The sequence below is a fragment of the Actinopolyspora alba genome (assembly GCF_900112765.1).
GTDB lineage: Bacteria > Actinomycetota > Actinomycetes > Mycobacteriales > Pseudonocardiaceae > Actinopolyspora > Actinopolyspora alba.
Window position 1 is genome coordinate 189,926 of record NZ_FOMZ01000005.1, and the last position, 13,980, is coordinate 203,905.

The following is a 13,980-nucleotide window of genomic DNA, read 5'->3' on the forward strand; positions in this document are numbered from 1 at the left end:
CGAGCGGTCAGGGCCGCATCCCGCTCAGGGCGGTCGCTATTCCGCTGAGCAGCTGCTCGATCTCGCGTTCACGTTCTTCGTACTCGGCGGCCGTGTTGTCCAGCTCCTCCCTGACCCGGAGCAGCTTGGCGTGCGCCAGTCGCAGGGTTTCGGAGTAGAGCGCGGTGGCCCCCTGCACGACCGGGATCAGGGTCGCCATGACGCCGGTGAAACCGCTGGTGTCCGAAGCGGTCTCGTTGGCGTAGCTCTCGATACCGTTGAACGACTCGGCGTTGCGCCGCAACAGACCGCCGTAGTCGCGGAGCCGCGACGGTACGGCTTCGACTCTCTCCGACACCGTTTCCCCCTCTGCGGAGCCGTTCCGGACGTGGCCGGATGCTTCTCACTCGTTCGGACTACGACTGTGACGCGACCGCACGGCTGACGGTTCCGGGAGAAACCGATTTTTCGAGTCGGTGGTGGATCGAGCTTTCCGCTCAGTGCGCCACGGAGTCCAGCACCAGGCGCGAGATCCGCTCGGCGGCCTCGCACTGTTCGGTGCCGGAATCCTGGTCACTGACCACGACCTGCAGGGTGGCTCCCGTCACGTCGGAGTAGACGGTGCAGTCGTTGGCGTAGGAGGTTCTGCTGGCGGCGACGGGAAAGTCGGAGACCCGTTCACTGCCGAGCTGGTCGAAACCGTCGGGCTGGGCGGCGAGGAGCACCGAGTCGTCGGCCTCGCTGTCCTGCTCGGCCGGGAAGCGGCAGCCGCGCACCGGCGGATCGAAACTGACCTCCTCCGCCTTGCCGTTGCCCACGGCGAACGCGGGCTCGCGCAGCTCGGCGGGCTCGACCAGCGAGCACATCCGCTCGGCGGAGAGCTCGGCCAGCTTGTCGCGCTGCTCCGCCGGAGTGGTGGGGGTGGCCGAGGACGAGGGCGCCGGTTTCGACGTTCCCCCGGTGCCGTTGGAATCGGTATCGGTATCGGTGCTGCCGCCACCGCCGCAGCCGCCCAGGAACACCAGCAGCGCGCCCGCGCAGACCGAAACGCGGGACATCCCGGTGCGTCCGAACCGGGAGCCGACGCCAGAAGCACAAGACATGCTCCCCAGGATGCCCTAGACCGCCACACTTCGCGGCGCCTCCGCGATTTCTCGAGAAATTGACGGTTGTGCAAGCCCAAGGTGCCCCGACGACGACCTGGTGGTCATCAGGCAACTTTGGTGGGGTAATGGATCCAGGTGCGGATGGGTGAGTCGGTGGCGAATCCGGTCTTGGGCTGGGCGCAGGCGTTGCGCCAGCGAACGTAGGCGCGAATCGCGGCGTTCTGCTCGGTGTGGCTGCGCTGATCAGTGCCCTCGAGTCCGAAGGAATGTAGGGCGGCACCCCGGATACGATCCAGTTCAGCCAGGATCCGTAGGTCGGTAGGAACAGCAACTCGACCTTGTTGGCAGCTGCCCACACTCGTACGGCGAGATGTTGGTGCGGGGAGAAGTCGTCACAGACGATTTAGAGGCATCTCACCGGGCCACCGGGTCCGCAAGCCCGTGAGTAGTTGGAGGAACTCGGGACGAGGTTTGCGGTCACGAACAACCCGGTAGTGAATCTTTCCGGTAGTCAGATTCAAAGCCGCGAGCATGCGCATCAACCCGCAGTTGCTTTGGTAGGTCGCCACCAATAGCCGGGGCTTGAGCAACGGCCGCCAGAGTTTCCGGAACTGGGCAGCAGGCTTAGGAAGCCGAACTTGAGCCAGTCAAAGCTGTGGTTGGCCAGTGATCGTGCCGCCGGCGTAGCTAGATCGCACCGAAAAACCACAGGCTGGGTTGATCAGGACGAAGCGAAACGTCGAGTGCGCGCATCGAAGCGACCGATTCGTCGCCGGCTCGTTCAGCCCACGAGGAGGCAAGACACCGTTGCTCCACTCGTGATCACGATGCTGCAACAGCCCACACCGGTCAGCCGCGGCTCGATATCGTGAAGGCGTTGATCTCCCAAACGGGATGACGTCCTCTTCGTCGAATCTTCAGGAGAGCCTTGTGGAAAAGAAGTTCACGAGCGATGAGATCCCGCTCGCACAACTTCTCGACCAGGTGCGCACCGGAAAAGTTCAGCTCCCGGATTTCCAGCGCGGGTGGGTGTGGGACGACGGTCATATCGCGAGCCTGCTTGCCTCGATTTCCACGTCGTATCCGATCGGTGCGGTCATGACGCTGCAAACAGGCAACCCCGATGTCCGGTTCCGGCCTCGGCCGTTGGAAGGCGCAAAACCGGACCCGTCGGTCGAGCCCGAATTCCTCCTGCTCGATGGGCAGCAGCGGATGACATCGCTGTACCTCGCGCTGAGCTCCGGCGGGGCCGTACCTACCCAGGATGCGAGGGGTAACAACCTGCGGCAGCGCTACTACGCCGACATCAACGCGTGCCTCGACCCGTTCAAGGAACGCGAGGACGCCGTGTTCGGTGTTCCAGAGGACGGCATCGTCCGGACATTCCGCGGCGAGGTCCTGATCGATGTATCGTCCCGGGATGCTGAAGTGACCTCCGAAATGTTTCCACTGGACATTGTCCTCGATTACAGCGAGACCATGTCGTGGCAACTGAAATACATCCAGTATGGACCAGGTGAGCACAACGCTCGGGTAGAACGGTGGAAGGCGTTCACCGAGAACGTCATCAACGCGTTCGTACACTACCAGGTCCCGGCGATTCAACTCGTTCGATCGACGCCAAAAGAAGCGGTGTGCCAGGTTTTCGAAAAGGTCAATACCGGCGGCGTCACGCTGACTGTCTTCGAGCTGCTGACCGCGACCTATGCCGCCGACGACTACCACCTACGCGAAGATTGGAACGGCCGGGCCAACCGGTTCGCAAAACATCCGGTTCTCGGACTCTTCCAAGCGACCGACTTCCTCCAAACCATCACGCTGCTGTCCACCTACGAACGCCGTCAACGACAACTTGCCGTCAAACCCGGTGACGACAAGGCCCCACCGGTATCTTGCAAACGGCGCGACATCCTCAGGCTCGAACTGACCGAGTATCGAAAGTGGGCCGACACCGTCAGCGACGCGCTCGAACGAGTCGTGTCCTTCCTGCACGGCGAACACGTCTTCCACGCCCGCGACCTTCCCTACTCCACCCAACTCGTCCCGCTGACCGCCCTGTTCGTTCTTCTCGGTGAAGACGCCGAGAAGCACCACAACCGGCAACGACTCCGGCAGTGGTATTGGTGCGGGGTCTTCGGCGAGATGTACGGCGGATCGACTGAGACACGGTTCGCCTACGACTTGGTGGACGTCGCAGCCTGGATCGCGGACGACGGCTCGGAGCCCCGCACGGTCCGGGAAGCGCAGTTCCAGGCAGAGCGACTGCTTACGCTGCGAACGCGCAACAGCGCTGCCTACAAGGGCCTCTACGCGCTGCAGATGAAGCGCGGCGCACGCGACTTCCACACCGGTGACACCATCAACATGCAGTCGTACCTGAGCGACTCCATCGATATCCGCCACCTCTTCCCTCAGCGCTGGTGCTCCGCGAACGAGATCAGCGACAGCATCGCGAACAGCATCGTGAACAAGACCGCGATCGACGCACGAACCAACCGCAGGATCGGGAACTCCGCGCCCAGCCGATACCTCTCGCGCATCGAGTCAGTGCACGGCATCGAGACAGGTGAGCTCGACGCCATCCTGCATTCCCACGACGTCGACCCAATTACGTTGCGCAACGATGACTTCGCCGGCTTCTTCAACCATCGGTTCGAACGACTCATCAAGCAGATAGAAGAATCCATGGGCAAGCCGGTGAACCGCAGCGCCGATCGGAGCGAGAGCCCCTTTGTCGACCGCGACAAGGAGCCCGAACAGCTCCGGTCCCACGTGAAGTCACTGATCGCCGCCGAGGAAAGCAAGGTTGTGGAGTTCAAGGCCACGGCCCGGCGCAATCTTCACACGGGTGAGAAAGATCCGGCCAACGAGTGGAAGATCGTGAAGTCGATCGCGGGTTTCATGAACGCACATGGTGGAAACCTCCTGGTCGGCGTTACGGACGAGGGATCGGTCATCGGCGTCGATGAGGACTTCCAGTTCGTCTCCGGCGGCGATCGCGACGGTTGGGAGCTTTGGCTAACCGACCTCATCGCGAGCGCTCTAGGAAGTACGGCGGCGGCCGAGATGACGGTCAAGTTCTGCGATATCGACGACCACGTGGTCTCCAAAATCGAAGTCGGCCCCTCGGCCAAACCGATCTTCGCGACACCGCAGAAAGGAGAGAAAAAACCGTGCTTTTTCGTGCGCATCAACAACAGCACCCGCGAGTTGCTGGGCCAAGAGATACTCGACTACCAGCAGCGGCGGTGGCCGAGTTGATCTTTGGTCCAAACAGGTAGCGGCCGAACTCTAGCGGCTACACCGAGCACGTGCGGTCAGACTGGGCACGGGGTGTGCCCACAGCGCCTGCAGAGCTGGGGGTCACACCCGGCGGGCCAAGATCATGCCAGTCCCTGATCATCCATATGAGACACGTCCTCAACAGGTGCGGTGACGCCTTCCTGCTTCTCCTGCTGGTGGTTCATCAGGCAACTTTGGTGGGGTAATGGATCCAGGTACGGATGAGTGAGTCGGTGGCGAATCCGGTCTTGGCCTGGGCGCCAGGTCTTTCGGACCTGGGCAGAGCAGGCTCAAGGGGGTAGAACTCGTCGACGCAGACCATCCGACCGTCGACCAGTGCGGTCATACAGCTCGAGGATGCGGGCCATCCTGGTGATGAAGTCGGGGTCGGTGGAGGCGCATCCCCGTGATGGTGGTCTGCCAGGACACGCCCCCGGCCCGCTGGATCCGCTCCAGCATCTCGATCGAGACCGGCACCACCGATCTCCGTTGGACGAGGTGATCACGAAGTTCGGCAAACGACCAGATCGAAAGCGCGGTGATGCCCCAGTCGGACGGGGACGTCCTGGCGATCAGGCAGACACGTTCTCGCAGCTGCTCACCGATCACTCTCGGACGTCCCCGATCCATTGAGAGGGCCAGCGCATCGAACCACCGCTCGTTGAGCGGATGGATCACATCCGGCACATATCCTCGCTGAACTGCATCGACGAGGTGATGTAACGAACTGCCTGTCCCGGCCCGGACATCGGCACCCCAATCACGTGTCGCAGCTTGACCGGATCCTTCACAGTGCGACTGATCCGCCGCAGATCGCGGCCTTCTTCCATCGTCAATGACCGGACGAACACCTCCGGACGACGAACCATCTCCACCTCCCACACGACGTGCGAGAACTAGCCTGACCCATCACCACGGAGATCGATTTCCCGGCCAACGATCCGGGACGAGCCCCTAGCGAAAGCGCCTCGGTGTCCACTTCGGAAACCGGAGTTCCTAGCGTTGCCCGGCCGGGGTGGTGTCCGCCTCGTCGTTGGTGAGGTCACGCTTGTAGGTCTCGGTCAGCAGGTAGGCCGAGCCGAACGAGATCACCGCGAGCACGATCACGTAGGCGGCGATGGACATCGCCGAACCCGTGGTGCCGTACAGCCAGGTGCAGATCATCGGGGCTATGCCGCCACCGAGGATGGACGCGAGCTGGTAGCTCACCGAGATGCCGCTGTAGCGCAGCCGGGTGGAGAACAGCTCGGAGAAGTAGGCGGACTGGGGGCCGTAGACCGCTGTCCGGCACAGCTGCATCACCATGCCGCCGAGCAGGTACAGCATGATCGAACCCGTACCCACCAGCATGAAGTAGGGCACGGCGATCAGCGCCATCACGGCCATACCGCCGAGCACCATCCTGCGCCTGCCGAAGAAGTCGGACAGCAGCCCGAACAGCAGCATCAGCGGTATGTCGACGAAGCTCAGCAGCGAGTTCGCGTTGAGCACCGTGGTGCGCTCGAACAACCCCTCCTGCGTGGTGTAGAAGACCATCCAGGTGCTGGTGATGTAGAAGGTGGCGTGCGTGCCCAGGAACATGCCGGTGGCCAGCAGGATCGTCTTCGGGTGCGAGCGCAGCGCCTCCAGCACCGGCATCTTGGCCTTCTCCTTGGTGTTCATCACCTGTTCGAAGACCGGGCTCTCGCTGATCGTGATGCGGATGACCAGCCCTGCCACGATCAGCACGGCGCTGAGCAGGAAGGGAATCCGCCAGCCCCATGCGAAGAACTGTTCGTCGCCGACGCTGGCCGAGATCGCCGAGAAGGTGAGGTTGCCCAGCAGCAGCCCGGCTGGCACGCCGACCTGCGGCCAGGAGCCGTAGAAGCCGCGTCGGTTCTCGGGGGCGTGCTCGACGGCCATCAGGGCCGCGCCGCCCCACTCGCCGCCGACGCCGATGCCCTGGGCGAAGCGCAGTGTGACCAGCAGCAGCGGTGCCCATGCACCGATCGTCTCGTAGGTGGGCAGCAGCCCGATGGCCAGCGTGGCCACGCCCATCAGCATCAGCGACCAGATCAGCATCGGTTTTCGCCCGAGGCGGTCGCCGAAGTGGGAGAACACGACGCCGCCCAGCGGGCGGGCGATGAAGCCGACGGCGAAGGTGGCGAAGGAGGCGATCGCGCCGACCATCGAGTCGAGTTCGGGGAAGAACAGCTTGTTGAACACCAGCGCGGCGGCGGTGCCGTAGATGAAGAAGTCGTACCACTCGATGGTGGTGCCGATGAGGCTGGCGAAGGCCACTTTTCGGGAGTTCGGCTGGGACGTACCGACCATTTGGTATGCACCCTTCGTGTCGAAGCTTACGGGGACTCGCACGGACAGGTGGGTGTGGCGCAGATAACTAACGCTGTAAGTTTTGGGAACGTTAACGGCGGAACGCGGCAATCACAAGAGGGCGACGGAACTCGATCTTGAAAAGGACGAAAAGGACCGGCGGCAGCAGAGCGGGCGCCGACGGAGAGCGGGAGAGCATGGCGGAAGAGCGCGGCGGAAGAGAGCGCGACCGTCTTCCGGGGGCTCGAGCCGCCCCGGCACAGCACGGTCCACAATGCTCGTACGCTGCGGCGGGAGAAGTGGCTCGCAGGGACGAGCCCCGAGCCTCGTCGTCATGCCGGACGATCGGAGGAGGCCGGAACGAGTGGTTCTCACAGCGCGCTCACGCCGCTAGAATTCCAGGTCAGTGAGTGTAGGCCCCGCGCACGCGGGGATGGACCCGGTGCGTGAATCGTCACGGCCAGGCCGAGGAACGCGCACGGTTGCCAGCGACGGCAGGAAAGCAGGAGCGTCACCGGCTTGTCCCGACGTGATCAGCAGGCTCGACGGGCGGCCCGTTCCGCTCGTTCCGGTTCTAGGCGTTCATCGCCGCGCACCCCGAACCGGAGCACCTCCGCACCCGGGCCAAGGACAGCTGACGCGGCGGAGCGATGTTTCCGCCGCGTCAAGCCTCGCGATTCAGCTGCGACCCAAAACATCCTGGTTGAGGATGGTCCCGCCGAGACACCAGCCATCGTCGTGGACCTCTTCCAGGATCACGAGCGTGTTCGACCGGGCACGATCGCCATAAACGCCGGTGAACGCATCAACGACGGCGTCCTGCAACTTCTTCTTCGACTCCGGGGTAAGAGTCCCCGCGGGTACCTTGACGTTCGCGAAAGGCATGTGATTACTCCATTTCGGTTCGAGTGGGTCATCGGGCCATACCACCGTTGGCGCGCAGCACCTGACCGTTGATCCACCGCCCGTCTTCGCCGGCGAGGTAGGCGACGACGGCCGCGATGTCCTCGGGGGTGCCCAGCCGCTCCAGCGGCGGGGTCTTGGCCAGCGTGTCGATCTGTTCCTGCGATTTGCCGTCGAGAAACAGCTCGGTCGCCGTCGGGCCGGGTGCGACGGCGTTGACCGTGATGTCGCGACCGCGCAACTCCCGCGCGAGGATCAGGGTGATCGCCTCCACGGCCGCTTTGCTGGCGGTGTAGGCACCGTAATCGGGGAACTGCGTGGCCACGACGCTGGTCGAGAAGCCGACGAAGGCTCCACCACCGCGGAGCCGCCGCGCGGTCTGCTGCGCCACGACGAACGTGCCGCGGATGTTCGTGCGGTGAAGGTCGTCGAGCACCTCCAGATCGAGATCAGCTATCGGCGAGAGCGCCAGGCGTCCTGCCGAGTTCACGACGACGTCGATCCCGCCGAACTCCTGCTCGGCACGGTCGAACAGCGCGGACACCTGGTACTCGTCAGCGACGTCGGCCCGCATCGCGACCGCCGTGCCGCCCCCGGCGGCGATCGCCGCGACGGTGTCCGCCGCGGCGGCGGAGTTTCCCGCGTAGTTCACGACCACGGCGAGTCCGTCCGCCGCGAGCCGCTTGGCGACGGCGCTGCCGATGCCACGCGAACCACCCGTGACGACGGCGACCCGCCGGCCGGCCGGGTTGGTGGTGCCGTTGTCTGTCATGTCCCCCACGATGCGGCCGCCCGAACGGGGCAACCAGGGGATCCCATCCCCTGTGTCCGCACCCCCACCAGACGCACACTGGGTACATGAGTGCCGCGAAGTACGGCGAGCTGGGGGCGTTCCTACGCTCCCGCCGCGAACGAATCCGCCCGGACGACGTCGGTTTCGTCACCGGTCCGCGCCGGAGGGTCCCCGGGCTCCGCCGCGACGAGGTGGCACAACTGGCCGGGGCGTCGGTGGACTACTACAACGAGCTCGAGCGTGGCGCCGGCTCGCAGCCGTCCGAACAGATGTTGGCTGCCCTGGCCCGGGCTTTACGCTTGACCTGCGATGAGCGCGACTACCTCTTCCACCTCGCCGACCGGCCCGTCCCTTCGGAAACCGGCCCCGCCGCCCACGTGCACCCCGGCATGCTCGACCTGCTCGCCCGCCTGCCGTCGACACCGGCCCAGGTGATCACCGATCTTCATTCCACCCTCGTGCAGAACCCGCTCGCCACCGCGCTGCTCGGCGATCACTCCGGTTTTCACGGCAAACGAGCGAGTTTCATCTACCGGTGGTTCACCGACGACCAGGCGCGACACCTCTATCCGGAGGAGGATCACGACACCCAGTCCCGCGCCTTCGCCGCCGACCTGCGTGCCGCGGCCGCTACCCGCAGCGCGCGCGACTCGGAAACCACATCGATGATCGAGGAACTGCTGGCGAACTCGCGCGAGTTCGCGACCCTGTGGGCCGAGCACGACGTCGCCTTCCGCCGCAATGACCGCAAGCGCATCATCCATCCCGAACTCGGCCTGCTGGAGGTCAACTGCCTCCACCTGTTCAGCGAAGATCACCGACAGCGGCTGTTGTGGTTCACTCCCGTGCCCGGCAGCGGCACCGCCGAAGCGTTCGACATGCTCTCGGTGATCGGAACCCAGGACCTCACGGACAGCCGAACCTGATCCGGATCGCCCCCTCGCCCGCTGTGGGAACGCGATGTATGCGAAACGATCGCACCACTAGGGCGTGACCACGTACTTGCCGCGCACACCGCCCGATTCGAGTGTTCGGTGTGCCGCCGCTGTCTCCTCGAGCGGGAAAACCGTGTCCACCGCCGGGCGCGGTCTCCCTCAGCCACCTGACCGGCGAGATCGTCGAAGAGCGTCCGCACGGTTTGAGCAGACGCCGGAAGCCCCGCAGGTCGGTGCCCACCGCATCGAGGACCACGTCGAACCGTCCCAGTTCCGCGGACGGAACCGTTCGGATTCACGTCTCACGCGGGGAGTAAGGGCCAGCATGCTCGTGGTTGCTGGTGGATCGGTCGTCGCGGCGACTGGCGCGGGCGCGTCGCGGGAGTTTGTGGTCCGCCCGTTGATTCCGGGGAGAGCGCAGCGCCCGCAGGACGGTGGGACGGTTCGGGCGGATGGCCGGACGGTTCGACGACCCCACGAAAGTCAAGCCCTGATCCCGCTGCTGCCTGCCATCCCGTCCACGCGTGGGCCTCGTGTGCCACGAAGATCGCCCACCAACCCGGTCCAGAACGGTCTTAAGATGACCCGGTGAGCAGCCTCGCTTCGAGCGAAGTACTGGAACAACCCGGCGATACGATCCCGAACTCCGTCGCCAGAAACGACCAGAGAGGACACAACGGAGTGGTTCTCACAGCGCGTTCACGCCGCTAGAATCCCAGGTCAGTGAGTGTAGGCCCCGCGCACGCGGGGATGGACCTACGTCAGTCAGGGGTATTTCCGGATTGACACCGTAGGCCCCCTCGGGCGTGCTCGGGATCAGTCGCGGCGGGCGCCCTCCGGCCAGATCACGGTGGTCGGCAGTGCACGGTCCTCCGCCGCCGCCACGATGTCGGCGGTCCCGCCGTAGCCCCGTGCCGGTTCGCCGTCCCACACCGCGATCAGCCGGTCGGCACGGTCGATCATTTCGAGGCTGGCGTCCATGTGGGACCGCGAGGTCGATTCCACGTGGTTGAGCCGCACCACGTCCGAAGCACGTGCCATGAGGGCGTCGTAGATCGGGTGATGCTCTGTGGGAAGCCCCTCCCGGTACTGAGCCGCGGGCACGATGACCACGAGCTTTCCCCCGTGATCGAGTACAGCCCGGGCGAAGAGGCTGTCGGCGCCGTCCGCCAGGCAACTCAGCCCGACGACCTCGGGAGCGCTCGCTATCTCATCGCGGAGCGCGGTGTCCACGAGTCGTTCCGTATCGCCGGGGAGACCCCGGTGTCCCGTGATAGCTAGCTTCGTCACCACTGATCCTCGTCGTAGAGCTTGGTCAACATCCGATCGAGATCCTCGACCTCACGACCGCCCTCCGGCAGCTCGGATCGCAGCGTTCGGACGTTCGACACGATCCGCTCAGAACGGTACCGCTTGCCGACCCGCAGCGCTTCCAAGCCGAGTTTGGCGGCTTCGTCCTGATGAGCTGCCCGTGCCAGTAGTAACGCATGCTCGACCTTCGCGAGCGCCTGGGGCTTGGGAGCCGCCATCGACGGAACGACGGCAGCGTAGACACTCCTCGCCGCCGAGACGTCACCGAATTTCGCCAGCGCACTGGACTGATAGCGAGCCACCTTCGCCGCCGTGAAAGCGAACACCCACGGCCATCGGGCCTCGCCGGCATGTCGATCAGCGAGGCGTTCCGCGGTGGTGAGCGCTCCGGTCATCGCCGCTCGATCTCGTAGCGCGCCGAAGGCGACCGCACGCAAGGATGCGAGCCATGCTCGGGCGGCGACCGGGCTACTGTTGTCGAGCTGACGAGCCGCCTTGTCGAGCAGTCGCACACCCTGGTGCGGGTCACCGATCTCGACGGCGAAGTGTCCGAGGCTCCCAATCATGTAGGACACCAACAGGGGATTCCTGGCTGACTCGGCGAATCGGATGCTCTCCTGGTATCGCGCACGTGCGAGGACCGTATCGCCTCGGTCAGCCGCGAGCCACGCTGAGAAACCAGCGACCTCGCTCAGAGCGGCGAATCCACGAGCATCATGCAGCTTGCCCCGAACGACCTGCTTCACCAACCGCAGATGCCCTTCAACGGCGGGTGCGAGATGCTGCGAAGAGACCGACGCTTCCATGCGCCGATAAGACTCGGTCGGTACGGATATCGATGCGACGAGCCCGTCGCTCGTGTCCGCCGCCGCGCCCGTACCGCGAGTTCGTGCCAGCGCTACGCCGACACCAAGCCCGAGGGTCGTTCCGAGGTAGGTCCTTCTGTCCACGTTCTCAGTGGTACACCCGTTGCCACTTCGCCTGAACCCGAGTTCGAGGTCTGAGTCGGCATTCAGGATGTGCCGTAGTGCTTGCCGATAGTGAGCGGAAGGCCAACGGATGACGCCGCGCTCCCACTTGCCGATGTGGTTGGCGTCGACCTCGGTGATCTTCTCCGTCAGCCGGTAGGTCTGGGCGTTCACGGCTTCGGCCAGTTCCTGGCGGGTCATCGGCTGACCTGGTGATGACGGCGACCCAAGACGTTGTCGTGCAACGCGTAGGGCTTCGTTGGGCTCCGGCACACCTGCTCCTCTGATCAGTCCGTTTCTGACAGTAACGGACCGAATACAAGCGGAGAAATTCAACTCTCCCAGAACTCTCCCTTTGCGCTCCCAACTTCGCTCCCTCCCGTCCCGGGGCGCGACGACGGAGGCTCGTCGTGTCACTGCCAAAACGGTGGAGAGGTCGGACCTACTCGACCTGCTCCGCTCCGCCCCACGGGCTGTAATCAACGCAGGAGATCGAATGATGTCGGATCTTGCCGCGAACGTTCCGACCTATGTGAACAAGGATGCGACCTTGCGAATCAAAGTTGTGGACGCGTGCGGGATGACATGCACGTTTTGCCACAACGAGGGCACGCCAGTGGTGGCTGACAATCGGCGCCGAGCGTCGGGGGAGTTCGTCACCGCGGGCAAGTCGGGGCGTGTGTCCATCTACGTGGCGAGTAACGGGGCGAATTTCTTGCCCACGACAGTTGAACCGAATAAGGAATACCAACGTGCGCTTCGTGCGCTGCGTGGACTCGAACTGAGCGAGTTGCACATCACGGGAGGCGAACCCACCCTGCACCCCCGGTTGACAGAGGTCGTGCGCCTCGCTCGCGACGCCGGGTATCGAGTGCGCATGACCTCGAACGGCGAGAACGGCGCCGAGGTGCTCGGGGCGTGCGCTCGCGCTGGGCTCGATCACGTGAACTTCTCGGTGTTCGGCACCACGGCGACCGAACTCGCTCGAGTACAGAGCACGCGGTTTCAGGACACTGCGCGGGCCGAGAAGAAGATCGAGGCACTGCGTGCTTCCATCGCGGCTTGCGAACGACACGGCATCGGAGCACGGGCGAACATCGTCGTGCTCGACCACACGCACGTCGAACGGGTCCACCGGTTGCTCGACGAGTACTCATCGGCGATCTCGGTACGCCTGTTGAACAGCCTCGACCACGGGACGGCCTCCGTCGACGCGATCGAGCGCGTCCTCACCGAGCGAGGCGCGGTCGCCGTAGCGGACCACGTAACGGCGGGCGTCTCCGGTGCACGGACCGAGTACCGCATGGCTGACGGTCGGCACATCTCGTTCAAGCGGCTGCGTCCCACACGCTTGCCGGACACGTGCGCCGGGTGCCGGTTCAACAACGGCACCGACTGCCAGGAGGGCTTCTACGGCCTGCGCCTGTACCGAGCTCGCGATGGCCGGTGGATGGTCGGCGTCTGCATCCAACGGATGGACCTGTGCCAACCTCTCGACGAGTTCCTGTCGGGGCAGCTCGCCAGCGAGGTCGTACGGTTCCGCGAAGCGGAGTACGCCCGGCTCGCTCGGCACGCCACTTCCCCGGCTCAGCACGCGCCGCACTCCTCACAGCAACGAAGGGATCATCACGTCATGGCGATCGAGCACGAGGCGAAAGTACTGGAGATCGATCCGGACGAGTTCGAACACCGCGTCGTCGCGCTCGGCGGGCGCAGGATCGACAAGGCATGGCAACGCCGCTACGTCTACGACATCGTCACGGGAGATCAATCGCGGTGGGTTCGCCTGCGAGACACGGGTGGCGAGACCACGCTCACGATCAAGGAGATCGCCGACGACGGCATAAGCGGTACCACCGAAACCGAGGTCGCGGTCTCGGACTTCGAGACGACCAACGTCCTGCTCGACAAGCTGGGTTACCGCCCGAAGGCATATCAGGAGAATACGCGGGTACGGTTCGAGCTCGACGGCGCCGAGGTCACCATCGACGCATGGCCGCACATACCGCCGTATGCCGAGATCGAGGCCGACAGCACATCGGCGGTGCTCGCGGTCGCCGACCGGCTCGGGTACGCCGAGCAAGATCTCACCGGCGAGAACACGACCAAGATCTATGCCCGGTACGGCATCGACCTCGGTTCGATCAGCCACCTGGCGTTCACTGCGGACGCCAACGTGAACCGGTAAGGCAACTTCGAGTGCACGAGCGACGTGCCCTTCCCTTCGCGGAGTGTCCAGAACTCGTCGCTTTGAACAAACGAGCAGGACTGAACGAAGTGGTTCTCACAGCGCGCTCACGCCGTTAGAATCCCAGCGCAGTGAGTGTAGGCCCCGCGCACGCGGGGATCACTCCTCGACGCCCGTAGAAGATGGGATTCCTGCCCCCGTC

12 protein-coding genes and 1 pseudogene are annotated in these 13,980 nt (G+C 64.5%); 3 read left to right on the forward strand and 10 right to left on the reverse strand.

Going from position 1 to position 13,980, the window contains the following annotated elements; genetic code table 11:
* Positions 1-7: 7 nt before the first annotated feature.
* Positions 8-337: a hypothetical protein gene (locus BM150_RS09010; protein WP_092926006.1), complete on the reverse strand. Its 330-nt coding sequence runs from the start codon at positions 335-337 to the stop codon at positions 8-10.
* A 139-nt stretch (positions 338-476) separates the two neighbouring features.
* The gene (locus BM150_RS09015) at positions 477-1,082 is read right to left on the reverse strand and encodes a DUF3558 family protein (protein ID WP_092926008.1); all 606 of its coding nucleotides are present in this window, start codon (positions 1,080-1,082) and stop codon (positions 477-479) included.
* 933 nt (positions 1,083-2,015) lie between these two features.
* On the opposite strand from BM150_RS09015, the gene BM150_RS09030 reads away from it, so the two are divergent.
* Positions 2,016-4,346: a GmrSD restriction endonuclease domain-containing protein gene (locus BM150_RS09030; RefSeq protein WP_175496743.1), complete on the forward strand. Its 2,331-nt coding sequence runs from the start codon at positions 2,016-2,018 to the stop codon at positions 4,344-4,346.
* Positions 4,347-4,709: 363 nt separating this feature from the next.
* Here BM150_RS09030 and BM150_RS24085 read toward each other — a convergent pair whose 3' ends face one another.
* The 5 genes from BM150_RS24085 to BM150_RS09050 all read right to left on the reverse strand — a co-directional run bounded on the left by BM150_RS24085 (position 4,710) and on the right by BM150_RS09050 (position 8,355).
* On the reverse strand, positions 4,710-5,054 hold the full coding sequence (locus tag BM150_RS24085) for a hypothetical protein (RefSeq protein ID WP_175496744.1): 345 nt from the start codon (positions 5,052-5,054) through the stop codon (positions 4,710-4,712).
* Positions 5,042-5,236, reverse strand: a complete 195-nt coding sequence (locus tag BM150_RS09035) for a hypothetical protein (protein WP_139219489.1) — start codon at positions 5,234-5,236, stop codon at positions 5,042-5,044. The genes BM150_RS24085 and BM150_RS09035 overlap by 13 nt, the downstream gene beginning before the upstream one ends.
* 127 nt (positions 5,237-5,363) lie before the next feature.
* Positions 5,364-6,680, reverse strand: coding sequence for an MFS transporter (locus tag BM150_RS09040; RefSeq protein ID WP_092926016.1), 1,317 nt, complete (start codon positions 6,678-6,680; stop codon positions 5,364-5,366).
* Between the two features lie 678 nt (positions 6,681-7,358).
* Positions 7,359-7,565 carry a tautomerase family protein gene (locus BM150_RS09045; RefSeq protein ID WP_092926018.1) on the reverse strand — a complete coding sequence of 69 codons (207 nt, stop codon included), beginning with the start codon at positions 7,563-7,565 and terminating at the stop codon, positions 7,359-7,361.
* A gap of 28 nt (positions 7,566-7,593) precedes the next feature.
* Entirely contained in the window at positions 7,594-8,355 is a 762-nt protein-coding gene (locus tag BM150_RS09050; protein ID WP_092926020.1) for an SDR family oxidoreductase, read from the reverse strand.
* A gap of 86 nt (positions 8,356-8,441) precedes the next feature.
* Here BM150_RS09050 and BM150_RS09055 point away from each other — a divergent pair, with 86 nt between their 5' ends.
* The gene (locus BM150_RS09055) at positions 8,442-9,302 is read left to right on the forward strand and encodes a helix-turn-helix transcriptional regulator (RefSeq protein ID WP_092926022.1); all 861 of its coding nucleotides are present in this window, start codon (positions 8,442-8,444) and stop codon (positions 9,300-9,302) included.
* Between the two features lie 57 nt (positions 9,303-9,359).
* Here BM150_RS09055 and BM150_RS25030 read toward each other — a convergent pair.
* The 3 genes and pseudogenes from BM150_RS25030 to BM150_RS09070 all read right to left on the reverse strand — a co-directional run.
* Positions 9,360-9,603 (reverse strand): annotated as a pseudogene (locus BM150_RS25030) (zinc-binding dehydrogenase); the annotation flags it as partial.
* A gap of 524 nt (positions 9,604-10,127) precedes the next feature.
* Complete coding sequence (locus BM150_RS09065) at positions 10,128-10,601, reverse strand: hypothetical protein (RefSeq protein WP_092926287.1); 474 nt, start codon at positions 10,599-10,601, stop codon at positions 10,128-10,130.
* Positions 10,598-11,863, reverse strand: a complete 1,266-nt coding sequence (locus tag BM150_RS09070; protein WP_139219490.1) for a helix-turn-helix domain-containing protein — start codon at positions 11,861-11,863, stop codon at positions 10,598-10,600. Before BM150_RS09070 ends, BM150_RS09065 begins: the two co-directional genes overlap by 4 nt.
* Before the next feature lie 346 nt (positions 11,864-12,209).
* On the opposite strand from BM150_RS09070, the gene BM150_RS24435 reads away from it, so the two are divergent.
* A complete protein-coding gene (locus tag BM150_RS24435; RefSeq protein WP_245755378.1) occupies positions 12,210-13,778 on the forward strand; it encodes a radical SAM protein in 1,569 nt (522 codons plus the stop codon).
* Positions 13,779-13,980: the final 202 nt, after the last annotated feature.